This is a genomic window from Burkholderia sp. Bp8991 (genome assembly GCF_003853795.1).
In the GTDB taxonomy this organism is placed as follows: Bacteria; Pseudomonadota; Gammaproteobacteria; order Burkholderiales; family Burkholderiaceae; genus Burkholderia.
The window spans coordinates 125,354-151,820 of sequence record NZ_QTQJ01000015.1; the positions used below are offsets into that span (position 1 = coordinate 125,354).

Sequence of the window (26,467 nt, forward strand, 5' to 3'; positions counted from 1 at the left end):
ACGAAGACACGCCGCGATCGGCTCTCGCTTGCTCGCGTGATTTTTCGAATGCGCCAGGGTATCGGCGAACCGGACGGGCCGCCTTGCGGCCCGGACGCTTCCCCCAAACGGGAATGTTGCGCGGTGTAACGTCCAGCCGCGCCCCGGCGCCGACCGCTGCCACACGTTGCGGCATTGCGGCGCGCCGCGCTTACGGCAGCGGCGGTGCGTCGCGCAACACGGCTTGCAGCCCCGTCGCGAACGGTGTCACATGATCGATCCCGAGTGCGCGCACGCGCGATGCATCCAGATGGCAGTCGTACGGACGCGGCGTCGCATCGGCCGGCGTGTCGATCCGCGCGAGCGCGGCGTCGATGCCGAGCGCGGCCGCGATCCGTTGCGCGATGTCGTACTTCGTCATCGGTTCCTCACCCGACCAATGACGGATACCCGTGACCGGCGAACCCGCGAGCTGGCGCAGCGTCAGGTCGCGGATCACGTCCGCCACGTCCGGCGTGTAGGTCGGATAGCGGATCGCCCACGCGTCCATGCCGACCGCATCCGCGCCCGCTCGCGCGGACGCGACGATCGCCGGCACGAGGCTCGTGACGGCCGACTCGCGCCAGTCGACGATCGGGCCGTAGAGCAACGGCAGGCGCAGCACGCAGGCAAGCGGCGACGCGGCGAGCAACGCGGCCTCGCCTTCCAGCTTGGTGCGGCCGTAGATGTTCAGCGGGTTCGGCACGGCATCTTCGCGGTACGGTGCGGCCTTGCCGTCGAACACGTAGTCGGTGGAGATGCCGAGCGTCCACGCGCCGTAGCGCGCGGCAAGCGCGCCGATGCGCGCCGGCGCGTCGACGTTGATCGCGCGCGCCGCCGCGGGGTCGCGTTCGCAGACGTCCGGGCGGCGCTCGGCGGCGCAGATGATCACCGCGGCCGGGCGGCGCGTGTCGAACAGACGTTCGAGTGCCGGCTGATCGAGCACGTCGAGTCGGACGATGTTTTCCGGCGGCAATGCGAGGCGCCGTGCGCCCGCGGTGTCCGGGTTCCGGATGGTTGCGACGAGCGTCAGCGACGCTGCGCGGGACAACGATGCGGCAACCGCACGGCCGAGCAGGCCGGACGCGCCGATGAGAAGGATGGTCGGGTGCGACACGGTAGCCAACGATGAAAGGGGACGAGGGGCCCCAATCTATACGAGAACCGGCAACCGATGTCGATTTCGCTCGCCCGTCGACGACGAGCGGATGATGAAACACGGGCCCGGTGCGCTTCCACGCACCGGGCCCGTCGTGCAGCACGAATTCTCGCGCCCGCTTACTTCCGGTCGAACGAATACCGCCCCGGCCCGCTCACCGCGAGCAACAGCAGCCCGCCGATGATGCTGATGTTCTTGTAGAAGTTGATCATCGCGAGGTACTGGTCCATGCCCTGCAGCGCCCAGTAGCGATGCCCGATCAACGCGGTCGCGAGCGTATAGACCGCGAACACCAGCGCGAGCGGACGCGTATAGAAGCCGACCGCGATCAGCGCGCCGCCGAACAGCTCGACCGCCACCGCGATCACCGCCGACAGCTCCGGCGACGGCGCACCCGTCGACGCCATGTACGCGACCGTGCCCGAGAAGCCGCTCAGCTTCTGCCAGCCGAACAGCACGAACAGGATCATCAGCAGCACGCGAGCCGCCAGCAGCAGCTCGTCCTTCTTCGACTCCAGCGAAACGTAACGCATAGCAATCACCTTGATTTGACGGTTTTGACGCATTCGGTGCCGACGTCCGCCACAATGGCGAACCCACGGATCGACAACGAACCCGCCTCGCACGATCGAACCGCGGGCCGGCCGGCCCGCTGCCGAAGAATCCGTCCGGTCGCGCCGTCGTGGCGCGCTGCCGAACGGTTCTGGCGAAGCACGAGTGCAGTCTACTGTCTCACCGGAAATCATCAATCCGTCACAACAAGATTGGCTGTCTCGATTTGGTGGACAATTGTCACGTAACAAACGCGTCATAGGCGACCGGCGGGGCATCGCACACGAAAGGGCTATCGCGGCTTTCCCTTCCATGCAAGGGCAGCCGGAGATCGGCGGGGGCCCGGCCAGCGCAGCGTCGAAGCCCCCTCGGCCCGCGAATACGCCGGACGGCGCCCGCCGGACATGCCGATGGCACCGGCCACGGCATGACCTCAGGTGACGATGGCCTGGCGGATCGAGATGCCCTGGGCCGCATTCGATACGGCCTCCCATTGCTCCCACTCGGCCAGTCGCGCCGCATAGGCGGCACGCACGACGGGCATGCCCTCGGTGCCCAGGAACAGACGCAACGGCGGCTTGTCCGTATCGACGACCTGCAGCACGGCCTGCGCCGTGGCCTGCGGTTCGCCGAATTCCATGGCCGCACCCCGCGCGAACGCTTGCTGACGCAGCGCGGCGTAGGCCTCCAGCCCCTCGGAGATCTTCAGGGACGCGGGACTCGCGAAGTCGGTCGCGTAGGCACCGGGCTCGATCAGCGTCACTTTGATGCCGAAGTTGGCGACTTCCTGCGCCAGGCTGTCGTGCAGGGCTTCCAGCGCCCACTTGGAGGCGTTGTAGAAGCCGGAAATGGGACCGGCCACGATGCCCGCCACGCTGGAGACGCCCAGGATATGCCCGCTGCGCTGGCTGCGCAGGACAGGCAGCGCAGCCTGGATGACGCGCAGCGCACCGAAGAAATTCGTCTCGAATTCGGCTTTCACGTCGTCGACCGTGGCTTCTTCGATGGCGGCGACCAACGCGTAGCCGGCGTTGTTCAGCACCACGTCGAGTCGCCCGAAATGCTGGTGCGCCTGCGTGACTGCGTCCGCAACCTGCTGCGCATCGGTCACGTCCAGGGCCAGGGGAAGTACGCGGTCGCCATAGCGCTCCGCAAGCACGTCCAGTGAGCCGGCGTTGCGGGCCGTTGCAGCCACCCTGTCGCCGCGCGCGAGTGCGGCTTCTGCCCAGATGCGCCCGAATCCGCGTGCGGCGCCCGTGATGAACCAGACTTTCGATGTCATATCGCATACCTCCATGTTGGGGAAAAAAGCCGTACGGTCTGTCAGCGCGTCTGACTGAGGATGATGCGGTCGAACATGCGGTCGCCTAGCCAGACGCGCATGCGGATCAGCATCTTGGCGAACTTGCCGGCCGCATAGCGCGTGCGCGGCTTGCGACTGGAGACGGCCTTGGAGACCACGTCCGCGATCACGCGCGGATCGCTACCGGTGCCGTGTCCGTATGTGTTCTTGATCGACTTGGCCACCATCTGCACCAGGCGGCCGTACGGGCCGCTGGCCGAACGCTTGACGATGCTGTCGGTGGCGGCATCACCGAAACCCGTCTCGATCACGCCGGGTTCGACGATCACGACCTTGATGCCAAACTCGGCCACTTCCAGGCGCAGGCAGTCCGACCAGCCTTCCAGTGCGTGTTTGGTCGCGTGGTACCAGGCCCCCAGGATGCTGTACATCTTGCCGCCCATCGAGGTGATGTTGACGATGTATCCCGAACGCCTGGCCCGCATGGCCGGCAGCAGGAGTTGCGTGAGCCGCGCGGCGCCGAACAGGTTGACCTCGAACTGGTAGCGCGCCTCGTCGATGCCGATTTCCTCGACCGGCCCATACAGGCCGAAGCCCGCGTTGTTGACCAGCACGTCCACCCCGCCCGTCCGGGACAGGATGAACTTGACGCCATCGACGATCTCGTCGTCCCTGGAGAGGTCCATGCGCAGCGGCTCGGCGCCGAGTCGCGCCAGGTCGTCCATCTTGTCGACACTGCGTGCAGCGACATAGACCCGATAGCCGTCCTTGATCAGACGCTGGGCAATGGCCTTGCCCATGCCTGACGATGCGCCGGTGACCAAGGCCGTTTTTCTCTTTCCTGTGGTGGACATGTCGCACCTCGTTTTGTTGAATTGCCGCTAGCTTTTCAGGAAAAGCAGGCCGCTTGCCTCGCGTCATGTGCCAAACGGCTTGCGATCCGCGCCGCCGCACGGGGCGCGATGTTCATCGGCCGGCCTCCTGCACACGGCTGCGCAGTGCCTTGAGCGTCCCGTACGGCGTGTCGACCACTGTCCGGTTGGCCAGCCAGTCGGGAATGGCGCCGCCGGGGGATGCATGCATCTGGTAGGTGACTTTCACACCCTCGGCGTCGGGCACCAGCTTCCACTGACCTTTGGCCTGCGGAATCCGCACCTTGCCCTCGCGCAACGGCAGGTAGTCGGGGACCGCCTCCACGCGCACGGTGACCGCGCCGTCGCCGGCCTTCGTGTAGGTGAAGTGGTAGATGCCGTCGCGGTTGGAGACCGGCCAGGGCGCCTTGTTGTCCAGGTAATGGAACTGCTCGGTGTCGGTGGCCTTGAGCAGTTCGGATGCGGCCACGTCGGGCATCCATTGACGGTAGGCATCGGCGTCACGCAGCACCTTGACGACGTCATCGGGGGTAGCCCGGATCTGCACCTCGCCGCGGAATTCGCGCAGCGGCGATCCGTCGACGTTGCGCACGTAGACCCTGATGCCATCGGCCTGCCTGGCGAGCGACCAGCCGTCCTGCGCGAAGGTCGTCTGGCTGGCCAGCAGCCCAATCAGCAGGGCGGCGGAAAGAAGATTGCGTCGGGCGATCATCGCGAAACCTCATGGAGTGAAGATGCCTTCACCATAGAGGGCCACGCTGCGCAGCGAACTCGCCACGCGCGCCAGAGGGATGGCGATCGGCGCCAGCCTGAACGCGGCTCAGGGCGATTTCGTTCGCGCCTGTGCAACCTGGGCTGCAAGGCCGTGGCGCTGCAAGACCGACCGGATGGCAGGCAATTGCGCGACGACAGCCTCGTAGCCCAGGCGCCGTGCCGTTTCCCGGCCCTCGGCATCGTCCATGCCCGCGGGCGCGATCGGCGGAGCGATCAGCACGTCGGCCGACGCGGCCTCCGGACCCGAGAGCAAGCAGCTTTGTGCCTGCGACACACGCAACCACATCGACACCGCCGAACTGGAGGGGTATTGCGGTCCGTGGCAATAGATGTCCACTGCGATCACGACGTCGGCGCCCAGCGCACGCGCTGCCCGCACCGGCACCAGTGCGGCGACGCCGCCATCGACCAGCAGGTGGCCGCCGGCCTGCACCGGCAGTAACACGCCGGGAATCGCGGCCGACGCACGCAGTGCCTGGCCGGCGTCACCTCGCGTGATCACGTAGGGCCGGGACTGGTCGAGGTCCGTGGCGACGGCGGCGAAACGCACCGGGAAGCGCTCGATGGCTTGCCCGCCAACCAGGCCGTTGGCCCAGCTTGCCAGCGCCTCGCCCTTGACGAAGCCGGGACCGCCGAGGGCAACATCGACCAGCGCGCGCATCCGCATGCTGTTGGCCTGCTGCCAGAGTTGGCCGGGCGAGCGGCCCGACGCATAGGCCGCGCCGATGATGGCGCCGACGGAGGTGCCCACGACCAGATCCGGGCGGATGCCGGCTTCTTCCAGCGCCTGCAACACGCCGACGTGCCCAAAGCCGCGCAGCCCCCCGCCACCCAGCACGAGGGCCAACCGGGGTCTGGCGGCAAGCGGTGCGACAGGCGGCACGGCCGCTGGCGCCTGCAAGACGCCGTCGACCAGCCAGAGGCCCTCGAAGCCGGGCCGCGCCCGCTTCGGCGCGCCGACACATGCGCTCAGCAGGCTGACCGCCAGCATCCAAGGCAAGCCTGCGCGCAGCCAACGCGTTCCCATCCCGCTCAATTCTGCGCGGCGCCGAGCCGGGCCAGTTCGGCAGAAGGCAGAATCACCACGCCCCGGGACGTGGGAACGGTTCGTACCAGCGCCTGGGCAACGGCCTCGGCGTGTACGGGCCTGTAGGCGCCGGGCAGGATCGGCGCGAGCAGTCTGGCGACGGGGATCGCGATGATCTCGCCGTACCGCGTGGCCTGGCCCAGGCCGTCCCGGTAGTCCAGCAGCAGCGAAGGTTGCGCGATGACCAGCGCCGTGAAGGGCATGGCCTTGAGCGCATCTTCCAGTTCGCCCTTGACGCGGGTATAGAACATGGACGACCGGGCATTCGCCCCTGCGGCGCTGACCAGCCCCACGCGCCGCGCGCCCGCCGCAAATGCGGCCTGCGCCACGGCCAGGTTGGCATCGAAGTCCACCGCGCGGAAGGCCGCCTTGCTGCCGGCCACCTTGATCGTGGTGCCCATGGACAGGTACACCTCGTCGACCTGCGCAAGCGCGGGCAAGCAGCCGAAATCCACCTGGTGGACCTGGAGCCTGGGGTCGCGCACAGCCAGCGGGCGGCGGCTCAGCGCATGGACCTCCGAGACCGTCCGGTCGGCCAGCAGGGCCTTCAGCATCAGGCCGCCCACGAGTCCGGTGGCACCTGCCAGCAGCACTTTGCGTTGTTTCTCTTCCAGGGTCATGAGTGTCGTTCTCAGTTCAGGCGCATCGCATTGCGCGCGGTATCCGGCGTCTGCCCGGTCCATTCCAGGAAGGCGCGGTAAAAGGAGTTGGGATCCTCGAAACCAAGCAGGAAGGCGATTTCGCCGGCAGTCATCGTCGTGCTCCCGAGGTAGTGGCGGGCAAGACTTTCCCGGGTGGTGTTCACCAGCGAGCGGAAATTCTCCCCTTCGTCTTCGAGGCGGCGCTGTAGCGTGCGCTTGCTGAGCCCCAGGCGCTCGGCGGCTTTCTCGATGGTGGCCGTGTTGCCGGGCAGCAGCTCCAGCAGCACCGCACGCACGCGCTCGGCCATCGTGGCTGTGGCGTCCAGTTCGCTGAGCCGACGGCGCAGTTCGGGCTCGAACACGCGCCACATGCCTTCGTTCACGGTCAGGAACGGGCGCAGGGCATCGGTGGCGCCAAAGGTAATGGCCGGACGCTCGCCACGTTGAACGGGCACGCCGAAGAAGCGCTGGTAGCGCGGCGCACAGCTGGCGGGCGGAAGCTGGGGCAGGGCCACCCGCAATGCCCGCACGGGCTCGCGTGTGGCCAGGCGAGCCAGCCGCAGGAAGAACGCGACCTCGGCCACCTGCAGCGAATAGGGCAACTCGGTCTGCACCGACAACCAGCGCGGCGACACCGTCAGCGATCCGGCCTCATCCACGTCGACCTCGAGCCTCATGGGCGCCACAAGTTGCTTGTATTTGGCCAGGCGCTGCACCGCCTGCATCAGGTTGGCACTGCACAGGGCGGCGAACAGCGGCGGATCGAATACCTCGGCCGAGACCATCTCGACGAGGCGCAACGGAAACATGGGGTCGTTCGCTTCCAGCTCCAGCGCGCGCCAGAAGCGGAAGTACTCGTCCGTGTCGAGCCCGCGATCTGCGCGATGAAACAGGTCTTCAGGCAGACGCGCCCTGCGCAGCACGTGGTCGGCCTGCACGCCGAAGTCCTTCAGCAGCGTGCGCCATGCGATATCCAGAGAGAAAGTGAGGTTGCGTGCCATGGGTGTGCACCAAAGGTCGATGATGGCCGGACGTGATCCGGTGTGCGGTAACAGCTTAGCTGTTGAACCGCGATCGGACACATGCAATGCGCGCCAAATCGATCGCAGGATGTGACATTCGATGGGGGCGGCAGTTGCACAAGAGATAGCGGGCAGGCGCACGCAAGGCAGGGACACGGCCCCGGCATCTTCGACGCATGCCCTCGAGACCTGTCGGGAATGCCGGTCAGGCGACCTCCGCCGCTCGAATGGCGACCAGGCCGCGCGACGCCGCGTTTCGGTCGCGTTTCGGCCTTCGGCGATCGACACGACTTGTGTCGAAACATCGGGACGCCGTTTTTCAGCAACGCCTGTACCAAGGGCATGCGAAGCATCCGAACGACTGTCAACCGCCGCGTCGCGATGACCGTTCATACTCGGCAAGGCAGCTTTCTCCCGGCGGCCCGTTCATCGTGCGACGGTCCCGGTTCGAATCCATGCCGGTTCTTTTTCGGCAAGACCGCGCAACCATTATCGGAGCCATATGGCATTTCGTCCGTCCTTGCGAACAGCAGCCGCGCTCCCGGTTCTTTGCGTGGTGATGCTGGGCGCGTGCGCCGCCGTGGCGCAGCACCCTGCCGACGCGACCGTTTCATCTCGGTCGCCCACCGGCACGCAACTGAAGACCGTGCCCGGCGCCCGGACGGCCGGCGCGCCTTTTGTCCACCCCGGGCTGCTGCATACGGAGCGCGATTTCACGCGCATGCGCGAGAACGTCGCCGCGCGGCGGCAGCCCTGGTTCGACGGCTGGCAACGCCTGGTTGCCAATCGGCATGCTTCGCTCGACTGGAAGCCGAATCCGCAGCCGGCCATCTATCGCGGCCGAAACCCCGACCACCCGGAAAATTACGCGACGCTCTTCAATGATGCCGCCGCGGCCTACGCGCTGGCACTTCGGTGGAAGATCACCGGCGACGACGCCTACGCGCAACACGCGATAGGAGTCCTGAACGCGTGGTCGCGCACGCTGACGACGATCGGCGGCAGTTCCGACAAGTTCCTGGCTTCCGGTATTTACGGCTACCAGTTGGCGAACGCGGGCGAAATCCTGCGCACCTCTCCCCTGTGGCGCGCCGACGACTTCCGGCGCTTCCAGTCGATGATGCTCGGCGTGTTCTATCCCATGAACCACGACTTCCTGGTTCGGCACAACGGCGCAAGGATCGACCACTACTGGGCCAACTGGGATCTCGCCAACATGGCATCCATGCTGGCGATCGGGATCCTGACCGATCGCCCCGACATCTACGCCGAAGCGGTCGACTATTTCAGGCACGGCGCCGGCAACGGCTCGATCGAACACGTGGTGTGGAAGTTGTATCCGGACGGGCTGGGTCAGCTGCAGGAAAGCGGGCGCGACCAGGGGCATGCCATGCTCGATATTGCGCTGCTCGGGGCGTTCTGCCAGATGGCCTGGAGCCAGGGAGACGATCTTTACGGATATGACGACAACCGGTTCCTGCGCGCAGCGGAATACGCCGCTCGATACAACCTCGGGAGGGACGTGCCTTACACGCAATACACGAACAGCGACGTCACGCAGCCCGTCATCTCGCCGAATTCGCGCGGTAACGAGCGCCCTGTCTGGGCACTCGTCTATAACCACTACGTCGTGCTGAAAGGGCTCTCCGCGCCGGACGTGGAGGCCTTTGCCCGCAAGGTCGCGCCGGAAGGCGGCGGTGGCGACTATGGTCCCAACAGCGGCGGCTTCGATCAACTGGGATATGGCACGCTGACGTATACGCTCGAATGACGGGCAGCTGTCCGCGATCAGCGAATCGTGAACCCACGGTTCGCCGCCGAATTTGCCCCACCCCGAGACAGCAAAGGTAGATCGCTTCCGGTGTAGACGTCTTGCAGGATGCCGCTCGCATCACGGCCGAGCTTGACGACAGTTGCCAGGGTGGCCGGCCGTCGATTGCGAAGCGCGTTGGCCCAAGACCAGGGCCTCGTCACGCCTGGCGCAGCGGCCCGCCGAATCACATCAAATCGATCGGCAGCGTCTTGTCGAGATTGTCGTGCCAGGCGCGAATGGTCTTCGGCACGGTCTTTTTCCACGCCGGCACGTTCGAGTAGTAGCGCATGCGCACCTTGTCATGGGCATCGAACACGAGCAGCCCGACCCACAACTCTGTGCCCCGGCGCATCACGATCGCGGCGTTCGTCGTCGCGATGCCGCGCACCCAGTACGACTTCACGTCGGCGTTCAGGCCGTCAAGATCCTGCTCGTTCGCGCTGGTGTTGATCGTATCGACGAGCGTCTGATAGTCGGCGCCGAGCAGCGTATGTGCGATCGCGTTCTGGTGCGCGTCGGCCAGCACCTTCAGCGTCACGAGGTCAGCCGCCTGGCTCGCCTGCGCCTTCGACGCCGTCACGTACTCGCCCGAATACACGACGCCCGCACCGGCGCCGCAATCGGCATCGCCGCCCTGCTGCGCGACCTGCACGCGGCCGCCCTTGCGGCTGAAATCGAGCCGGCATCGATCCTGGCGAAACGTGCCGCGGTCGCCGTGCAGGTCGATATCGCCGCCGAGTCCGCCGGTATTCGCGCCATTGTTGCCGCTCAGTTCGAAGTGCAGACGCGGTGCCGTGCCGGTAAACGTCAGCACGCCGCCGAACGACGGGTTGTCGCTGTCGCGATACCACGTCTGTTGCCAGCGGTCGGCCGCAAGCGGCGCGCCGTTCAGGCTCGCGAGCCGCTCGCGATAGCGATCGCCGAGGCACGATGCATCGTTGCCGCAGCGATCGCGCTGCTTGAGCCATTTCAACTGCGCCGCCTTCAGCGCGGCGGTATCGCCGCCTTTCGCGAGCGTGTTCTTCCACACCGCCGCCAGCTGGCCGTCGAGCGACGACAGCCCGGCGTCCGCGCAGATCGTCTTCTCGGTCGGTGAAGCGGCTTTCGCGCAGTCGAAGCCGGCCGCCTGCGCGGCCATCGGCGCGATCGTCAGTATTGCCAACATCATGGCGGCTCGCGGGCTCACGCTCCACGCATGCCGGCCGCGAAGCGCGGCTTGCCCTCGCTCGCCGGCGCGAGCACTCGATCGGTTCTGGGTTGTCATGGCCTGGATCGTCGCTGGTTCGCGGGCCTGTAGAAACGCCATGCCCGCAACGTTCGAGGTAAAAATGCCCGGCGCGGCATGCGGCACTCGCCCCGCCCGCCGAAGCGTAACCCGAACCGGGCGCGCCATCCACACCGATCACGCGCACGATGCCTCGGCCTTGCATGTGCACGCCGTGATGGCGACACGCGCGAACGCCGGCAGCGCAAGCACGCGTCAGCCGTCAGCCGTCGAATGGCACCAGTTCGTAACTCGTGCTCCGGCCACCGGACGACGAGCGATGCAGGACACCGCGCGCGACGAGCTGCTCGATATCACGCAGCGCCGTGTCTTGCGAGCACTTCGCGAGGGCGGCCCACTTGCTGGTGGTCAGCTTCCCTTCGAAACCATCGAGCAGGCGATTCATCACCTTGACCTGACGTTCGTTCATCGCGAGGCCCGCACATCGCTGCCAGAAGCGCGCCTTGACCAGAACCGCATCGAGCGTCGTGTGCGCGTGATCGACGGCCCGACCCAGCGCATCCAGAAACCACGCGAGCCATGCCGTGACGTCCAGCGAACCGCGCTGCGTGCGCTCCAGCACGTCGTAATACGCATTGCGCTCGCGCTGGATTTGCGCCGACAGGCTATAGAAGCGCTGCGGGCTCCGATCAGCGCGCGCCAGAACCAGATCCCCGAGCGCGCGTGCGATACGGCCGTTGCCGTCGTCGAACGGGTGGAGCGTGACGAACCACAGGTGGGCCAGGCCGGCCCGGATCAGCAAGGGCTCGACCGGCGTCGCATTGAACCACCGCAGGAAGCGCTCGATCTCGTTCGGCAGGCGCGCGGCAGGCGGCGCTTCGAAATGCACGCGTTGCCGGCCGATCGGCCCGGACACCACCTGCATCGGCCCGCTCGCATCCATACGCCACGCGCCGACGGTGATCCGCGACATCCCGGAATAGCCGGTCGGAAAAAGCGCCGCATGCCACCCGCGCAGCCGGGCTTCGGTCACCGCCTCCGCCGAACGGGCCGTCGCGTCCAGCACCATGTCGACCACGCCCTCGACATGGCGATCAACCGGCGCCAGCGCCCCAATATCGACGCCGAGCCGGCGCGCAATCGACGATCGGACCGATGCGACGTTCAGGTTGTCGCCCTCGATTGCGCTGGTCTTGACGACATCCTCCGTCAATGCGGCCAGGCTGGCCTCATCGCGCAGTGCGAGGCCGACATCCGCCAGTCTCCCGGCCAGCGCACCTTGCGCACGGCTGACATCGGCCAGTGACGTCGCGAGTGCCGGGAGGTCGAAGCGCCAGGCGGGCCAGTCGGACGACTGCCAGATGAAGGTGTAATCTCCGCTCATGATGCGGAGATTATCCCACCGATTCACCGCATGACTCAACAATCTCCGCAAATCCTGCGGAGATTACGCTTCGATTCACCGCACGCGCCGCACGCCCGCGCCTCTACCGCCGCCGGTCCGCGCCGCCGTTCGCCGCCGGCACGGCCTTCCCCAGCCGCTCGGCCAGAAACCCGATGAACGTCCGCAGCGTGACGAATCCTTCACGGTGCTGCGGAAACACCGCGTTCAGCGTGATCGGCGGCGGCGCGTACGCGTCGAGCACCGGCACGAGCGCGCCGCTGTCGAGCGCCGCGCCGACGATGAAATGCGGCAGCAGCGCGATGCCGAGCCCCGCGATCGCCGCGTCGCGCACGACTTCGCCGTTGTTCGCGACGAGCGGCCCCTGCACGTCGAAGGTGCGCGCCACCCCGTCGACCCGGAATTCCCAGCCGACGCGCCGCTCGCGCCCGTACATCAGGCACGTATGGCCGCCGAGGTCGGCCGGCGTCGCGGGCGCGCCGTGCCGCTTCAGGTAAGCGGGGCTCGCGCACGCGATCATCTGCCACGCGCCGAGCGCTCGCGCGATCAGCGTCGAATCCTCGAGCGTGCCGATCCGCAGCACGAGATCGAAGCCCTCGCCGATCAGGTCGACCCGCCGATCGGTCAGGTCGACGTTCAGCCGCACGGCCGGATGCGCGGACAGGAATTCCGCGATCAGCGGCGACACGTGCGTGATCCCGAACGACAGCGGCGCGCTGATCTTCAGCGAGCCGTGCAGCTCGGTGCTACGCACCGACATCGCCTGCTCGGCGTCGGCGACCTCGGCGAGGATCCGCTGCGCGCGCGCATAGAACTCCTGCCCCGATTCCGTGACCGCGAGATTGCGCGTGTTGCGATGCAGCAGACGCACGCCGAGCGACGCCTCGAGCGCCATCGTGCGCCGGCTCACGAACTGCTTGGACAGCATCAGCTGGTCGGCCGCCGCCGTGAAGCTGCCGGCATCGACGGTCGCGACGAAGATCCTCAGGTCGTTGAGTTCCATATTGTCCACTCCATAGCGACAGTCATTATCTCCACGGCCATTTATTTGTCAAATAGATTGACCTAAGATTCATCTCAACGAACGGCCGGGCCCACTTCCGAGGTCCGGCGACATCCAGGAAAAAATCATGATCGAGACTCGTGCAGCAAACCAACGTGGCCGTGCCGAGCATGGCTGGCTCAGCTCCCGTCACACGTTTTCTTTCGCGAACTACTACGATCCCAAGCAAGTCGGCTTCTCCGACCTGCTGGTGATCAACGACGACCGCGTCGCGCCGGGCCGCGGCTTCGGCACGCACCCGCACCGCGACATGGAAATCCTGTCGTACGTGCTCGACGGTGCGCTGGAGCACAAGGATTCGATGGGCACCGGGTCGGTGATCGTGCCGGGCGACGTCCAGTTGATGAGCGCGGGTACCGGCGTGCGTCACAGCGAGTTCAACCACTCGCACGAGACGCCCGTCCACTTCCTGCAGATCTGGGTCGGACCGTCCGAGAAGGGTGCCGAGCCGCGCTATCAGCAGACGAACATCGCGGAAGCCGACAAGCGCGGCAAGCTCACGCCGATCGTGTCGCCCGACGGCAGCGGCGGTTCGCTGAAGATCCGCCAGGACACGCGGATCTACGCGGGCCTGTTCGACGGCGACGAGCGCGCCACGCTCGAACTGGCACCGGGCCGCTTCGCCTACGTGCATGTCGCACGCGGCAGCGTGACGGTCAACGGCGTGACGCTCGGCGAAGGCGACGGCGCGCGCATCCGCGACGAACAGGCGCTGACGTTCGCCGACGGCAAGGATGCGGAAGTGCTGGTATTCGACCTGCGTCCGGTCGAAGTGACGGCCGAGTGGGCATGACGCCTGCTTGGAACCTCGGGCCCCGCTGAAGGCGGGGCCTTCTTAATCGGAGATTCGCAACATGGCCAAGGTACTCGTTCTTTACTACTCGTCCTACGGGCACGTCGAAACGATGGCGCAGCACGTCGCGGAAGGCGCGCAATCGGTGCCCGGCGTCGAGGTCACGCTCAAGCGCGTGCCGGAAACCATTCCCGCCGACCAGGCGAAGGCGATCGGCGTCAAGGTCGACCAGGCCGCCCCCGTCGCCACCGTGGACGAACTCGCGGACTACGACGCGATCATCTTCGGCACGCCGACCCGCTTCGGCAACATGGCCGGCCAGATGCGCACGTTCCTCGACCAGACCGGCGGCCTGTGGATGAAGGGCGCGCTCGTCGGCAAGATCGGCAGCGTGTTCGCGTCGACCGGCACGCAGCACGGCGGCCAGGAAACCACCATCACGTCGTTCCACACGACGCTGCTGCACCACGGGATGGTGATCGTCGGCGTGCCCTATGCGTGCAGCGGGCTCGTCAACATGAACGAGATCACGGGCGGCACGCCGTACGGCGCGACCACGCTCGCGGGCGCGGACGGCAGCCGTCAGCCGAGCGCGAACGAACTCGACATCGCGCGCTACCAGGGCAAGCACGTCGCGGAACTCGCCGCGAAGCTCGCGTCGTAACGCGAACGAATGCCGCGCGTGCCGGGAAGCCCCGGGGCCGCGGCGCGTGGCGCTTGCGCGGCACACACACGAGCGAACGGCGCCGGTCGAACCCGGCGCCGTTTTTCATTGAACCAACGTCGGCCCTTGCCGGCCGCCTGCAGCCGTTTGCAGCCGTTTGCGGCCGTTACTGGCCCGATGCAGGCGCGGCCGGCGCCGGCGCCGCCTTCGTCGCGGGCGCCTTCTCCACCGCGTTCTGCGGATAGTTGCTCTGGTCGTTGGTGAGCCGGTAGCCGGTGCCCGTGCCGATCGCCTTCAGGTCCTTCGCGTGACGCGCGCGCGCTGCCTTGCGGGCAGCTTTCTTCTGCGCCTTGTCGAGTTGCTTCTGCGTCGGTGCGGATGCCGGATTCTCAATGGGCGCGGACGCCGGATCCTGCGCATATGCCGCCGGCGCTGCGGTCAACAGCAGACCGAACGACGCCGTTACTGCCACTGCCACCGAAACCACGCGAGACTTCGTCATGACCGGTTCTCCTTGTCGATTGTTGGATGTGGGTTGAACGCCGGCCCGCACGCGACGGACGTCGGCGTGCCGCCACGGCGCCGATGCAACGTTAGCCGATCGCTGCACAAATGTCCGTGCCGGTTCCTGAATTCTCCCGATAACGGCCACGATACATCCGCGCCAGGCGCCCGGCGGGCCGGCGCGGGGGGGCGCGGCCATCAGGGAAACCGATAGCATCGCGCGCCGCCGCTGCCCTGCGCCGCTCAGATCCAGCGCGACAGCACCGGCAGCAGGATCGGCACGACGAATGCGGTCAGCACGCCGTTCAGCCCCATCCCGAGGCCCGCGAACGCGCCGGCCTCCTCGCTGACCTGGAACGCGCGCGCGGTGCCGATCCCGTGCGACGCGACGCCGAGCGCGAAACCGCGCACGGCCGGCTCCTCGATGCGCAGCGCGTTCAGGATCGCACGGGCGCACACGGCGCCGAAAATGCCGGTCGAGATCACCAGCACGGCGGTCAGCGACGGAATTCCGCCGATTTCCTGCGCGACGGCCATCGCGATCGGCGTGGTCGCGGATTTCGGCGCGAGCGACGCGATCGTCTGGTGCGACGCGCCGAACAGCGCGGCGATGCCGACCGCCGACACGATCGCGGTCAGCGAGCCCGCCAGCAGCCCGACGAGCAGCGGCACCGCGGCGCGCCGCAGCTTCGACCACTGGCGGTACAGCGGCAGCGCCAGCGCGACGGTCGCCGGGCCGAGCAGGAAGTGAACGAACTGCGCGCCCTCGAAATACGTCGGATACGGCGTGTGCGTGATCGTCAGCAGCACGACGATCAGCGCGACCGCGATCAGCACCGGGTTCGCGAGCGGGTTGAAGCGCGCCCGCGCATAGACGGCCTGCGCAACCAGGTAGGCAATCAGCGTGATCGTCAGGCCGAGCAGCGGGGTCGCGGCGAGGTAGACCCAGATCGCGCCGAGTTTCGGGAAGGCCGTCATTGCGTGCCCTCCGCCGCACCGTCCGCGCGCCGCTGGCGCCGCAGCAACGCGCGCGTGACGAGCGCCGTCACGGCGATCGCAAGCGACGTGCTCGCCGCCAGCGCGACGACGACCGCCAGCGCATCGCCGCGCACGCGGTCGGCCGACACCATGATGCCGACGCCGGCCGGCACGAACAGCAGCGACAGATGGCGCAGCAGCTCGAGCGCGGTCGGCTCGATCGCGTCGGCCACCCGCGGGCGCAGCATCACGAAACCGAACAGCAGCAGCATGCCGATCACGGGGCCCGGCACCGGCACGCCGAACAGGTAGGACACCCCTTCCCCGAGACACTGGAAGGTCAGCAAGACCGCGAACGCCTGCAGCATGAGCCGCTTCTCCCGAACGTGGCCGCGTGACCGTGCAGCCGATGGGCCGGCGGCATGCGACGCCGGCGTGGACGATACGCGCGATCGTACCAACAATGCGCGCGGCGGGCACCGCGGGCCATCACGCGATCGGGATCGGCATCGGGCTGCTTCGATCCGGCCGCCGGGGTCGCGTTTCGACGGCCCTGTCGCCCCGCTCCCCATGCGAAAGCGGCGGACCTAAGCCCGCCGCTTCGCCGTTCGCATTCGAACCCGTTCGAATGCCGCCCGCAGCCCTACTTCAGGCGCGTGGCGATTTCGTTGGCCATCGCCTTCATCGCCGCCTTGGTCGGCGCATCCTCGGCCAGCGCGTTCAGCAAACCGAAGTCGTGAATCGTGCCGTCGTAGCGCGTCGTCGTCGCATCGACGCCAGCGGCGTCGAGCTTGCGACCGTACGCTTCGCCTTCGTCGCGCAGCACATCGAACTGCGCGACCTGGATCAGCGCGGGCGGCAATCCCTTCAACTGCGCGGTGCTCGCACGCAGCGGCGACGCGTAGATCTCGTTGCGTTGCGCTTCGTTCTTCGTATAGGCGTCCCAGAACCACTTCATCATCGGCCGGTTCAGGAAGTGCCCCTGCTGATACGCGTTGTACGAACCGGTATTGAAGTCGTGGTCCGTCACGGGCCACAACAGGCCCTGGAAGCGGATCGCCGGGCCGCCCTTGTCCTTCGCCATCAGCGCGACGACGGCCGCCATGTTCCCGCCGACGCTGTTGCCGACCACCGCGAGGCGGCTGCCGTCGACGCCGATTTCCGCGCCGTGCGCGGCGACCCACTTCGTCGCCGCATACGCCTGGTTGATCGCGACCGGGTAATGCGCTTCCGGCGACGGCGTGTAGTTCACGAACACCGCGACGGCGCCCGATTGCACCACCAGATCGCGCACCAGGCGCTCATGCGTCGGGAAGTCGCCGAGAATCCAGCCGCCCCCATGGAAAAACATGAACACCGGCGGCGTGCCCGCCACTCCTTGCGGACGCACGATCGTGATCGGCACCGACAGGCCGTCCTGCTCGATCGTGCGGTTCGATACGTCGATGCCGGACAGGTCGACCTTCGCGCCGCGCTGGGCGTCGACCAGCACCTGACGCGCCTTCGCGGGGCTCAGCGTTTCGAGGCCCGGCCCCTTCTGGCCGTTCAGCACGGCGAGCAACCCGCTGGTCGCCGTATCGGGACGGACGCCGTCGCTGCCGGCGGCAAAGGCGGCGGGGGCGGTGAACAACGCGGCCGCAACGGCAGCGGCGACAAGCAGCGGCTTGACGATCTTCATGATGAAACTCCTTGGCTCAACCGGTGTATGCAATGAATGACGACGGATTACTTCGTAGTGCGTGCGATCAGACGAGCGTCAGCGTGACGTCGATGTTGCCGCGCGTCGCGTTCGAGTACGGGCAGACGATGTGCGCGCGGTCGATCAGCGTTTGCGCGGTTTCACGGTCGAGGCCCGGCAGCGAGATCTTCAGTTCGACTTCGATGCCGAAGCCGTTCGGGATCGCACCGATGCCGACGCTGCCTTCGATCGCGGCGTCCGCGGGGATCGCGATCTTGTCGCGGGCCGCGACGAACTTCATCGCACCGATGAAGCACGCGCTGTAGCCGGCCGCGAAAAGTTGTTCAGGGTTCGCGCCGGCGCCGCCCGCACCGCCGAGTTCGCGCGGCGTGGTCAGCTTCAGGTCGAGACCGCTTTCGGGCACCGTGGCACGGCCGTCACGGCCGCCGGTGGCTTTTGCATGAGCGCGGTACAGCACTTTTTCGATCGACATGACAGACTCCTTTTCAATGGTGAGTAAGTGAAACAGCCTTCCAACCGGGATCGCGCGCCGACGGCCTGGCCGCCGGCATCACGCTTGTTTATCTACTCATAGATAGACACGTATCCCCAAAAAATGCGGATGATCGAATCCATCCGTCCGATTATCTATCTACTACAAGATAGATAAGTAACCCCAACAAAAGGCGGCGAACCGCCTGACTGCCTGCCCCGTCCATCAGGACCGGATTTTCCAGACGGCCTCGACATCCTCGAGACGAGCCCGCGTATGAAACAGCCGACTGGCCAGCACGCTGCCCTGGAACGCCGCGTACAACGTGCGCGCCGCCGTTTCCGGCGTGCCGCTGAACTGCAGCGTGCGCTCCTTCGCGCCCTGCGCCAGCAACTCGGCGAGCCAGTTCTCGTTGGCCTTGAAAAAGGCCTGAACCGCCTGCCGCACGCGCTCCGGCAACGATTCGATGTCCGCCGCGAGCATGCCGCACAGACAGATCTGATTGCCGTCGCCGAGCGTTCTGCCGAACAGCTTCGTGTAGAGGCTCAGCTTGACGTCGGCCGGCAACGCCGGATCGATCGCACGCATCGCCGCAAGCACTTCGTCGCTGTACGCCGCCACCGCTTCCAGCACGAGATCGTCTTTCGACGGGAAGTAGTAGTGGATGCTCGACGTCTTCACGCCAACCAGATCGGACAGGTCTCGATAGCTGAAGCCGTTGTAACCGCGCAGCATCATCAGCGTGATCGCGTGGTCGAGAATCTGTTCGCGGACGGTCGTCTTCGTTTCCATGGATCGAACTTTATCTACTCATAGATAGATAGTCAAGACTTTTTTGTGGGGCGCGATGAAAGGCTCGTCGAATCCCGGGTGTCGGCACGCGTGGCACCGTGCCGCCGCGATTGCTTACAACGCGCGCAACAGCGTGCGGGACACGCCGGAGCGCGGCGGCGGGCGGAACTACCCGGACAGGCGACGACGCGTGGGCAACGAACGTTTCGAATGATCCGCCCATGCTCGGGTCGCGGCGCACCACTCACCGGACACCATCCCTTCGTTCCATTTTCTTCGTCAACCTAACGAAGCGCGCCCCGCTTCGCCTGCGCGATTTGCGCACATGCGCGCCCGAGCGCGTGCCGGCATCGCCCCTCCGTCGCCGTGCGACGCCGGTTCTCTCTCGGAAGGAGTACCTCTTCAAGAGAGTTGTTTGCGCGTTATTGGCCAACGATCGTTGATCGCATCGTACCCAACCCGACTTGACGGAGACCCCCATGAGTTCCCTCCCTGACAGCGCACCGGCGGATTTCCCCGCCGCGCATGGCGAGACGGCCGGACTTCAGCGCAAGATAAGCTGGACCGGCGCGTTCTGGGTCGCGAGCGGCGTGCCCGCGCTCGTGCTCTTCTCGATCGGCTCCATCGCGGCCACCGTCGGCAAGCCGTCGTGGATCGTATGGATGATCTCGATCCTGTTCGGCTTCGTCCAGGCGTTTTCTTACGCGGAGATTGCAGGACTCTTTCCGCACAAGTCGGGCGGCGCATCGGTGTACGGTGCGATCGCGTGGGTGCGCTACAGCAAGCTGCTCGCGCCGCTGTCCGTGTGGTGCAACTGGTTCGCGTGGTCGCCGGTGCTGGCGATCGGCTCGGGCATGGGCGCGGGCTATGTGCTGAACATGCTGTTCCCGGCCAGGGCTGCGATCAACACCTGGCAAATCACGCTGCTCGATCTCGGCTGGCTCGCGAGCGGCCTGTCGCTGCGCATCAACGCGACCTTCGTGATCGGCGCGATCATCCTGCTCACGACCTTCGCGGTCCAGCATCGCGGCATCCTGCAGGCCGCAAAACTCCAGATGATTCTCGCGATCGCCGCGCTGCTGCCGCTGCTGCTCGTCGGCGTCTATCCGATCCTGAGCGGCGACCTGCCCAAGTCGCACCTGCTGCCGCTCTACCCGCTCGCGAAGGATGCGGCCGGCCGCGTCATCGACGGAACATGGAATCTGGCGGGCCTGCAGCTGATGGCGGGCGGCCTGTTCATCGCCGCGTGGTCGACCTACGGCTTCGAGACGGCGGTCTGCTACACGCGCGAGTTTCGCGATCCGCGCCGCGACACGGTCAAGGCCATCGTCTATTCCGGCCTGCTGTGCATCGTGTTCTTCACGATGGTCCCGCTCGCGTTCCAGGGCGCGCTGGGCCTCGGGCAGCTCGTCACGCCCGAAGTGAAGGATGCGGCGGGCAACGTCACGCAGGCGGCCGTCTACGACGGCGTGCTGTCGCCGGGCATCTTCAGCGGCATGGGCGTCGCCGAAGCCATGGCGCAGATCGTGCACGTCGGCAACCGGGGCGAGTACATCCTGAAACCGATGCTGGTATTCGCGCTGGTGCTCGCGATCATGACGTCGATGGCCGGATCGTCGCGCACGCTGTATCAGGCATCGGTCGACGGCTGGCTGCCGAAGTACCTGTCGCACGTGAACGAGAACGGCGCGCCGACCCGCGCGATGTGGACCGATCTCGGCTTCAACCTGTTTCTGCTGCTGATGTCCGACTACACCGTCGTGCTCGCGATGTCGAACGTCGGGTACATCATCTTCAACTTCCTCAACCTGAACGCGGCATGGATCCACCGCCTCGACCGCGCGAACTGGCCGCGCCCGTTCAGGGCGCCGCGCTGGCTGCTCGCGCTCGGCACGCTGCTGTCGTTCGTCAACCTCGCGCTGATGGGGTTCGGCGCCGACGTGTGGGGCAAGGGCACGCTGGTCTCGGGCCTCATGTTCGCCGCGCTGATCCTGCCGGTGTTCGCCTGGCGGCATTACGTGACCGACAAGGGCCGCTTCCCGGACCAGATGCGGGAAGACATGGCGTTGTCCGGCAGCATGCAGCCGCGCAAGGCCGGCTATCTGCCGTACCTGACGCTGCTGCTCGGCGTGGCGGTCGTCGCTGCGACGCACTGGTTCGCGCCATAAGCGCGCCGTCGCGGTTGCGCTCGAATCGAAACGACGCCCGGTTCACGACCGGGCGCCGCGCTTTCGCGCCGGCAATCCGGCGCGGGCGCGGCTGGCCGCGCGAATGCGTCGGCCGCTCAGGCGCCCGACCGGTCGCCCGGCCGCACTTCGAAGATCGCGCCCTCGACGCCCAACACCTCGCCGCTTGCCGAATAAATCCCGACGCCGTTCTCCCACACCGGCTTGATCCGTCCGTCGGCGCACCTGATCCGATACCGCAGATCGAAGACGCCGCGCACCGCCAGCGCCTGCTGTACACCCGTCCACACGTAATCGGCATCCTCGGGCACGATCAGTTGCCCGAATGCATGCGCATGCCCGTCGAGAAACCACTGCCGCGGATAGCCGGTCAAGCCCTCGCATCCGGCGCTCACGTACTCCATCGTCCACAGCCGGTTGTTGCGGCCGCGGTAGACGAGGCCCGGAATGCTGTCGAGCAGCCCCGCGACGCTTCTCAGGTGTGCCTGCGTCGAGGTCTCGCGACGGCGGTCGAGCGTCACGTCGGACAGCGCAACGGACGAGCCGCCGGCATTTCTCTTCAACGACACCTCGAACCAGCGCAGTTCGCCGTCCGGACGCACGCAGCGCAGACGCTCGCGGACCCCGCCGCGCGAGATCGCCCGCGCACGCTGCAGCATGCCGCTCCAGATGCGCCGGTCCTCCGGATGCACGTAATCGACGAAGCGCCGACCGGCCGCGGGCCGTTCCATCGCGTCGGTCCACGCGACGTTGAAGCCGGCGATCCGTCCCGCGCCGTCCAGCTTCAGCAGCGCAAGCGGGCAATCGTCCACGTCGAACGCGCCGCTCGACGGCTGCGTCGGCTGAACAGGCTGAGTCACGCGCGCGCCGTCCTTCATCACGCCCCCCGTTCCCGCGTCGATGCGCCGATCGCGCGCCGGTGCACCGATGCCGCCAGCTCGAGCCGCGTTCGCGCGTCCAGTTTCCGCAGCAGGTTCTTCACGTAGACCTTCACCGTGCCCTCGCTGATGCCGAGCACGCGCGCGATCTGCTTGTTGCTCATGCCGTCGGCGATCAGCGTCAGCGTCTGCGTTTCGCGCGCGGTCAGGTCGACCGGCCGCGCGTCGGCATGCGCGCCGGCGACGCCGTCTTCGTCGGCGAGTTCGTCGTCGAGCACCACGAGCCCCCGCATGCAACTACGCACGTAGGCGAGCAGCGCTTGCGGCTCCGACTCCTTCAGCACGTAGCCGTCGGCGCCGAGCCGCACGGCCGCGCGCAGCTCGTCGCGCTCCATCGACGCCGTCAGCAGCACCTTCACGCAATCGACCTCCTTGCGCCTGAGCCCGTCGAGCACCTGCAGCCCGCCGAGCCCCGGCATGTGCAGATCGATCAGCACCAGCTCCGGGCGCAGCATGCCCGCGAGCGAAATCCCCTGCGCGCCGTTCGACGATTCGCCGACCACGCGAAATTCTCCGGTCGCACCAAAAAATTCGGCCACGCCGCGGCGAAACAGCGGGTGATCGTCGATCAACAGCAGCGTCGTCGGTTCCATCAGGATGTCTCTCCGAATGTCGCGCCGTCCGGCACGACAAGTATCACGCGCGTCCCGCGGCAGGCGCCGCCATCGATCGCGATGCGTCCGCCGATCGCCGCCGCGCGTTCGCGCAAGATGTCGAGGCCGTAGTGGTTCAGGTCGGCCGATCCCTCGCTGAGCCCGATTCCGTCGTCGACGACGGATACCTGCAAACCATCGCCGTCGGTCCGCAGCGTGATCCACGCATGCCCGGCCTGCGCATGACGCACGACGTTCGACAGCGCTTCACGGACGATCTGCAGGATATGCAGCGCGATGCGCGGATCGATCCGCAGGTCGGGCACGCGATTGTCGAGTTCGAACACCACATCGCAGCGGCGCGAGAATTCCGCGACCGACTCGGCCAGCGCCTGCTGCAGCGAGCGCCCGTCGAGCGTCAGCCGCGCGCTGGTGATGAGCTCGCGCACCTGGCGCTGCAGGCGCGTCGTCATCGTGCGCAGTTCGGCCAACAGCGGGTTGCCGGTCGTGTCCTGTTGCTGCAGGCGAGCGACCAGGAACGACATGAAGCCCAGTTGCTGCGCGACCGAGTCGTGCAACTCGCGTGTCAGCGCCTCCGACGGGTTCGTCGCGTCGCGCCCGTGCGCGTCGGCGGGCGCCCGACGCATCAGCGCCGCGCGGATCGTGGCCGCGACGATCTCGAGGTCCATCAGCAGCGTCGGCGCCGCCGGCAGCGCGACGTCCAGCACCAGCACCGCGTCGCCGAGCGCGCGCACCGCGCGCCCGTGCCCCTGCCCGACGCAGTCCGGACACAGTTCGCATGCGCCGTCGCTTGCCCCATGCCGCAACTTGCAGCGATGCCCCTGCGTGCATCGCACCAGCGTGTCCGGCGCGGATTCGTAGCCCACGCCGCCATCGAGCGCGAGCACGATCCGCGCGTCCGGCAATTCGCGCGCGAGTCCCGTGAAGAACGCGTGAAACGCCACGTGGCGCGGCGCGCCATTGACGTATCCGGCCAGAAACGCGAGCAGCGCGTCACGCATGCGCGTCGGCAACGACGCGCCGCCGGCGGGCCGCATGCATCGGTCGGTCAGGCTGTCGTCAGGAGTCACGGTCGTTCGGCACGGACAAACCAGGATCGAATCACGACGCAAGTTCCATGCCTTTCGGCGCCGTTCCGGCGCGCTACCTCTTAGGGCGTACCTCCTCTTCAGGATTGAACGGCAATTACTGGCAAGAAACTATGTTGAACAACAGGAACGCAAACGTGACGCCACGACCGTCGCCGAGCGTACGCCCATTCATGATGCAAACGCCCCATTTTGGGAGCCGATCGATGCACTCAATTGAACCGTTCGCAGCCCGCAGCCGGCAACCGCAACCGGCGCACACGCCATTCGTGCCGCCGAGTTTGCCGCACTATGCGCCGCTGCAGCCCTGCGCCGAGGCCCGCTCGCATCTCGTGGTCGCGCAAGGCGACGCGCTCCACGCGCTGCCGGCGTTCATCAACGCGCTCGCCGGGCTGCCGGGCAGCGCGCTGCTCGTCACGCTCGGCAAGCTGCAGGCAATCGGCCTGCCGGCCGTGTTTCACGCGTCGCTCGACACGCTCGAAGACGAGGTGCGGCACCGGCTGGATGAAAGCACGGTCGGCGTGCGTCTTTATGTGTGCGGCGACGAGACGTTCGTCTGGCACATTCGGCGTATCGCGCAGGCGGCCGGCCTGCTGCCGGAGGAGGTGGCCGCGGCCGTGTCCGGCACGCGGCGCACCGTGTACTGCGTGCATTGCGGGGCCGCGCATGCGCACGACGGGCATGACGAGCCCGATGAGGTCACCTGCCCGTCATGCGACGTCCGCCTGAGTGTCCGCCAGCATTTCTCCGCGCGGCTCGGCGCCTATCTCGGCGTCTGCGCGGACGCCGACCGGCCCTGCGCGGGAGACCGCGCATGAACCTGCTCGACGTTCGCGTGGCCGAAGCCCGCATGCTCACACCCGTCGTGCGCGAACTGGTGCTGACGGCGCTCGACGGCCCCCTTCCGGCGTTCTCGTCGGGCAGCCATGTGCAAGTCGTGCTGAACGACGGCGGCCGCACCTATCGCAATGCCTATTCGCTGGCGGGCGATCCGGCCGAACGAAACCTCTACCGGATCGCCGTGCGCCGTCACGCGTCGTCACGCGGCGGCTCCGCGTTCGTGCACGACCGTCTGGAACCCGGCGCGCGCCTGCGCATCACCGCACCGGCGAACCTGTTCGCGTTGAACACCACCGCGCGCCATCACGTTCTCGTCGCGGGCGGCATCGGCATCACGCCGTTCATCGCGCATCTCGCGGAACTCGAGCGCCGGCAAGCGAGCCACGAGTTGCACCATGCGTACCGCGCGGGCCTGACGGATGCCTATCGCGCATCGCTCGATGCGCGGCTCGGCGCGCGCTTTCACGGCTATGACGGCGTGCACGCACGCTTCGACGCGATCGCGATGCTACAAAGGCAGCCGCTCGGCACGCACGTCTACGTGTGCGGCCCCGCAAGCCTGCTGGACGCGGTGCGCGCCGCGGCCGCCGCGCTCGGCTGGCCGGCCGGCCGCGTGCACTGGGAAGCCTTCGTGGCGCCGGCGCCGGGCCAGCCGTTCGCGGTCGACCTGCGCCGCAGCGGCCGTCGCATCGCGGTCGGCGCCGAGCAGAGCCTGCTCGAGGCGCTCGAATCGGCGGGCATCGACGTGCCGAACCTGTGCCGCGGCGGCGCATGCGGCCAGTGCGCGACGCGCTATCTCGACGGCACGGTCGAGCATCGCGATGCGTTCCTGGACGCCGACGCGCGCGCCACCCATCTGATGCCCTGCGTATCGCGCGCGTGCGGCGCCGCATTGACCCTCGACCTGTGAGATCCGAGCCATGAGCGTATTCATCAAGCCCGCGCAAACCTATCGCGACGACTTCTCGTTCCGCAACAGCCCGGCGGCGATCGCGCGCTTTCCGTTTCCGTTCCCCGAGGACCGGTACATGTATTCGGTCAACCTCGAGCCCGCGACGCCGCGCGATCCCGGCTCGGTCTACGCGCACCACTTCGACATCGACGAGCACTACCGTTCCGAGATCGCCGAACGCGCACGCGTGCTCGACGCCGATCCGCGCCGCGCGATCGTGATGCCGCACATGGAGACCGCGTGCTGGGACACGCTGGAGATGATCATGACGCATCTCGCGCACGACTATCCGGCGTGGTTCGCGCTCGAGCGCGACGGTGATCGCTGGCACTGGCGGAACCACGCGCTCGACCTCGACCAGGCCTTCGTGTTCGGCGACGCGCGCACGCTGCCGTACGGCCCGCTCGAATACGTCATGCGGCAGACGCAAGGCGACATCGCGCTGCTCGACCAGCGCGACGGCGACCTGTACATGGACGCCGGCGTCGTCACCGGCCCGGCCGACTGGTCGCTCGCGTTCGATGCGGGCATGAGTTTCAAACAATGGCACGCGCCGGTGCCGCTCGCGCACCAGGCGGGCGTATTCGACCGCGCGCTGAAATACCTGCTCGGCGTGCAGGCAGGCCACCCCGTGCGCCGCCTGAACTGGACGCTGACCATTCATCCGCGCCTCGACACGTCGCCCGAGACCTATCACCAATGGGGCGCGGACCGCGGGCGCGTGACGCCCGACAACGTCGGCGAAGCCGTGCACCTGCGCGTCGAGCTGCAATTGATGGCGCGGCTTGCGCGCAGCAATGCGCTGATGTTCGGCATCCGCACCTACCTGTGCAGCATGGCCGACCTCGTCGGCAACCCGGTGTGGGCGCGCCGGCTGCACCGCGTGCTGCGCGACCTGCCCGACCCGATCGCCGAATACAAGGGCATGACCCGCTACCGGCACACGCTCGTCGAATGGCTCAGCCGGTTCGACGTCGACGCCTGACCCGGCGTTTTCCGTAATCGACCTTCACTTT

27 protein-coding genes are annotated in these 26,467 nt (G+C 67.2%); 7 read left to right on the forward strand and 20 right to left on the reverse strand.

Annotated features, from left to right (window positions below; genetic code table 11):
• Positions 1-190: 190 nt before the first annotated feature.
• From DIE02_RS18875 to DIE02_RS18910, 8 genes are all read right to left on the reverse strand, one after another.
• Positions 191-1,135, reverse strand: coding sequence for an SDR family oxidoreductase (locus DIE02_RS18875; RefSeq protein ID WP_124488072.1), 945 nt, complete (start codon positions 1,133-1,135; stop codon positions 191-193).
• Positions 1,136-1,296: 161 nt separating this feature from the next.
• Positions 1,297-1,710 carry a DoxX family protein gene (locus DIE02_RS18880; RefSeq protein WP_124488073.1) on the reverse strand — a complete coding sequence of 138 codons (414 nt, stop codon included), beginning with the start codon at positions 1,708-1,710 and terminating at the stop codon, positions 1,297-1,299.
• 452 nt (positions 1,711-2,162) lie between these two features.
• Positions 2,163-3,011, reverse strand: a complete 849-nt coding sequence (locus DIE02_RS18885) for an SDR family NAD(P)-dependent oxidoreductase (protein WP_124521237.1) — start codon at positions 3,009-3,011, stop codon at positions 2,163-2,165.
• 41 nt (positions 3,012-3,052) lie between these two features.
• Complete coding sequence (locus DIE02_RS18890; RefSeq protein ID WP_124488075.1) at positions 3,053-3,886, reverse strand: oxidoreductase; 834 nt, start codon at positions 3,884-3,886, stop codon at positions 3,053-3,055.
• A gap of 112 nt (positions 3,887-3,998) precedes the next feature.
• On the reverse strand, positions 3,999-4,616 hold the full coding sequence (locus DIE02_RS18895) for an START domain-containing protein (RefSeq protein ID WP_044847693.1): 618 nt from the start codon (positions 4,614-4,616) through the stop codon (positions 3,999-4,001).
• A 108-nt stretch (positions 4,617-4,724) separates the two neighbouring features.
• Positions 4,725-5,669 carry a patatin-like phospholipase family protein gene (locus DIE02_RS18900; protein WP_260427863.1) on the reverse strand — a complete coding sequence of 315 codons (945 nt, stop codon included), beginning with the start codon at positions 5,667-5,669 and terminating at the stop codon, positions 4,725-4,727.
• Positions 5,670-5,710: 41 nt separating this feature from the next.
• A complete protein-coding gene (locus tag DIE02_RS18905; protein WP_124521241.1) occupies positions 5,711-6,385 on the reverse strand; it encodes an NAD(P)H-binding protein in 675 nt (224 codons plus the stop codon).
• A gap of 11 nt (positions 6,386-6,396) precedes the next feature.
• Positions 6,397-7,407, reverse strand: coding sequence for an AraC family transcriptional regulator (locus tag DIE02_RS18910; RefSeq protein WP_124488078.1), 1,011 nt, complete (start codon positions 7,405-7,407; stop codon positions 6,397-6,399).
• Between the two features lie 580 nt (positions 7,408-7,987).
• Between DIE02_RS18910 and DIE02_RS18915 the strand changes: the two genes are divergently transcribed.
• A complete protein-coding gene (locus DIE02_RS18915) occupies positions 7,988-9,199 on the forward strand; it encodes an alginate lyase family protein (protein ID WP_124521284.1) in 1,212 nt (403 codons plus the stop codon).
• A 226-nt stretch (positions 9,200-9,425) separates the two neighbouring features.
• Here the strand turns inward: DIE02_RS18915 and DIE02_RS18920 are convergent, their stop codons facing one another.
• The 3 genes from DIE02_RS18920 to DIE02_RS18930 form a co-directional block, all read right to left on the reverse strand.
• Entirely contained in the window at positions 9,426-10,409 is a 984-nt protein-coding gene (locus tag DIE02_RS18920; RefSeq protein ID WP_260427864.1) for a lysozyme inhibitor LprI family protein, read from the reverse strand.
• A 319-nt stretch (positions 10,410-10,728) separates the two neighbouring features.
• Positions 10,729-11,850, reverse strand: a complete 1,122-nt coding sequence (locus tag DIE02_RS18925; RefSeq protein ID WP_221622570.1) for a Fic family protein — start codon at positions 11,848-11,850, stop codon at positions 10,729-10,731.
• A 103-nt stretch (positions 11,851-11,953) separates the two neighbouring features.
• The gene (locus DIE02_RS18930; protein ID WP_124488080.1) at positions 11,954-12,871 is read right to left on the reverse strand and encodes a LysR family transcriptional regulator; all 918 of its coding nucleotides are present in this window, start codon (positions 12,869-12,871) and stop codon (positions 11,954-11,956) included.
• 127 nt (positions 12,872-12,998) lie between these two features.
• On the opposite strand from DIE02_RS18930, the gene DIE02_RS18935 reads away from it, so the two are divergent.
• Together DIE02_RS18935 and wrbA are read left to right on the forward strand one after the other, a co-directional pair.
• On the forward strand, positions 12,999-13,724 hold the full coding sequence (locus DIE02_RS18935; protein WP_124488081.1) for a pirin family protein: 726 nt from the start codon (positions 12,999-13,001) through the stop codon (positions 13,722-13,724).
• Positions 13,725-13,785: 61 nt separating this feature from the next.
• Positions 13,786-14,388 carry an NAD(P)H:quinone oxidoreductase gene (gene wrbA / locus DIE02_RS18940; protein ID WP_124529648.1) on the forward strand — a complete coding sequence of 201 codons (603 nt, stop codon included), beginning with the start codon at positions 13,786-13,788 and terminating at the stop codon, positions 14,386-14,388.
• Between the two features lie 166 nt (positions 14,389-14,554).
• Here the strand turns inward: wrbA and DIE02_RS18945 are convergent, their stop codons facing one another.
• The 6 genes from DIE02_RS18945 to DIE02_RS18970 form a co-directional block, all read right to left on the reverse strand.
• Entirely contained in the window at positions 14,555-14,890 is a 336-nt protein-coding gene (locus tag DIE02_RS18945; RefSeq protein ID WP_044847701.1) for a hypothetical protein, read from the reverse strand.
• Positions 14,891-15,135: 245 nt separating this feature from the next.
• The gene (locus DIE02_RS18950; RefSeq protein WP_124488082.1) at positions 15,136-15,870 is read right to left on the reverse strand and encodes an LrgB family protein; all 735 of its coding nucleotides are present in this window, start codon (positions 15,868-15,870) and stop codon (positions 15,136-15,138) included.
• Positions 15,867-16,238: a CidA/LrgA family protein gene (locus DIE02_RS18955; RefSeq protein ID WP_124521247.1), complete on the reverse strand. Its 372-nt coding sequence runs from the start codon at positions 16,236-16,238 to the stop codon at positions 15,867-15,869. Before DIE02_RS18955 ends, DIE02_RS18950 begins: the two co-directional genes overlap by 4 nt.
• Positions 16,239-16,513: 275 nt before the next feature.
• Positions 16,514-17,548, reverse strand: a complete 1,035-nt coding sequence (locus tag DIE02_RS18960) for an alpha/beta hydrolase (RefSeq protein WP_124529650.1) — start codon at positions 17,546-17,548, stop codon at positions 16,514-16,516.
• Between the two features lie 67 nt (positions 17,549-17,615).
• Positions 17,616-18,041, reverse strand: coding sequence for an organic hydroperoxide resistance protein (locus tag DIE02_RS18965; protein WP_011880657.1), 426 nt, complete (start codon positions 18,039-18,041; stop codon positions 17,616-17,618).
• 225 nt (positions 18,042-18,266) lie between these two features.
• On the reverse strand, positions 18,267-18,833 hold the full coding sequence (locus DIE02_RS18970; protein ID WP_124529652.1) for a TetR/AcrR family transcriptional regulator: 567 nt from the start codon (positions 18,831-18,833) through the stop codon (positions 18,267-18,269).
• Positions 18,834-19,312: 479 nt separating this feature from the next.
• On the opposite strand from DIE02_RS18970, the gene DIE02_RS18975 reads away from it, so the two are divergent.
• Positions 19,313-21,001, forward strand: coding sequence for an APC family permease (locus tag DIE02_RS18975; protein ID WP_185702640.1), 1,689 nt, complete (start codon positions 19,313-19,315; stop codon positions 20,999-21,001).
• Positions 21,002-21,117: 116 nt separating this feature from the next.
• Here the strand turns inward: DIE02_RS18975 and DIE02_RS18980 are convergent, their stop codons facing one another.
• The 3 genes from DIE02_RS18980 to DIE02_RS18990 are packed head-to-tail and all read right to left on the reverse strand — an operon-like array spanning position 21,118 to position 23,641.
• Positions 21,118-21,879: a PAS domain-containing protein gene (locus tag DIE02_RS18980; protein ID WP_260427318.1), complete on the reverse strand. Its 762-nt coding sequence runs from the start codon at positions 21,877-21,879 to the stop codon at positions 21,118-21,120.
• A gap of 17 nt (positions 21,880-21,896) precedes the next feature.
• Entirely contained in the window at positions 21,897-22,550 is a 654-nt protein-coding gene (locus tag DIE02_RS18985) for a response regulator (RefSeq protein ID WP_124521251.1), read from the reverse strand.
• Complete coding sequence (locus DIE02_RS18990) at positions 22,550-23,641, reverse strand: sensor histidine kinase (RefSeq protein WP_221623421.1); 1,092 nt, start codon at positions 23,639-23,641, stop codon at positions 22,550-22,552. Before DIE02_RS18990 ends, DIE02_RS18985 begins: the two co-directional genes overlap by 1 nt.
• 224 nt (positions 23,642-23,865) lie before the next feature.
• Between DIE02_RS18990 and DIE02_RS18995 the strand changes: the two genes are divergently transcribed.
• The 3 genes from DIE02_RS18995 to DIE02_RS19005 are packed head-to-tail and all read left to right on the forward strand — an operon-like array spanning position 23,866 to position 26,436.
• Complete coding sequence (locus DIE02_RS18995) at positions 23,866-24,477, forward strand: dimethylamine monooxygenase subunit DmmA family protein (protein ID WP_124529654.1); 612 nt, start codon at positions 23,866-23,868, stop codon at positions 24,475-24,477.
• Positions 24,474-25,409, forward strand: coding sequence for a PDR/VanB family oxidoreductase (locus DIE02_RS19000; protein WP_124529656.1), 936 nt, complete (start codon positions 24,474-24,476; stop codon positions 25,407-25,409). Before DIE02_RS18995 ends, DIE02_RS19000 begins: the two co-directional genes overlap by 4 nt.
• A gap of 10 nt (positions 25,410-25,419) precedes the next feature.
• Positions 25,420-26,436: a DUF3445 domain-containing protein gene (locus DIE02_RS19005; RefSeq protein ID WP_124529658.1), complete on the forward strand. Its 1,017-nt coding sequence runs from the start codon at positions 25,420-25,422 to the stop codon at positions 26,434-26,436.
• Positions 26,437-26,467: the final 31 nt, after the last annotated feature.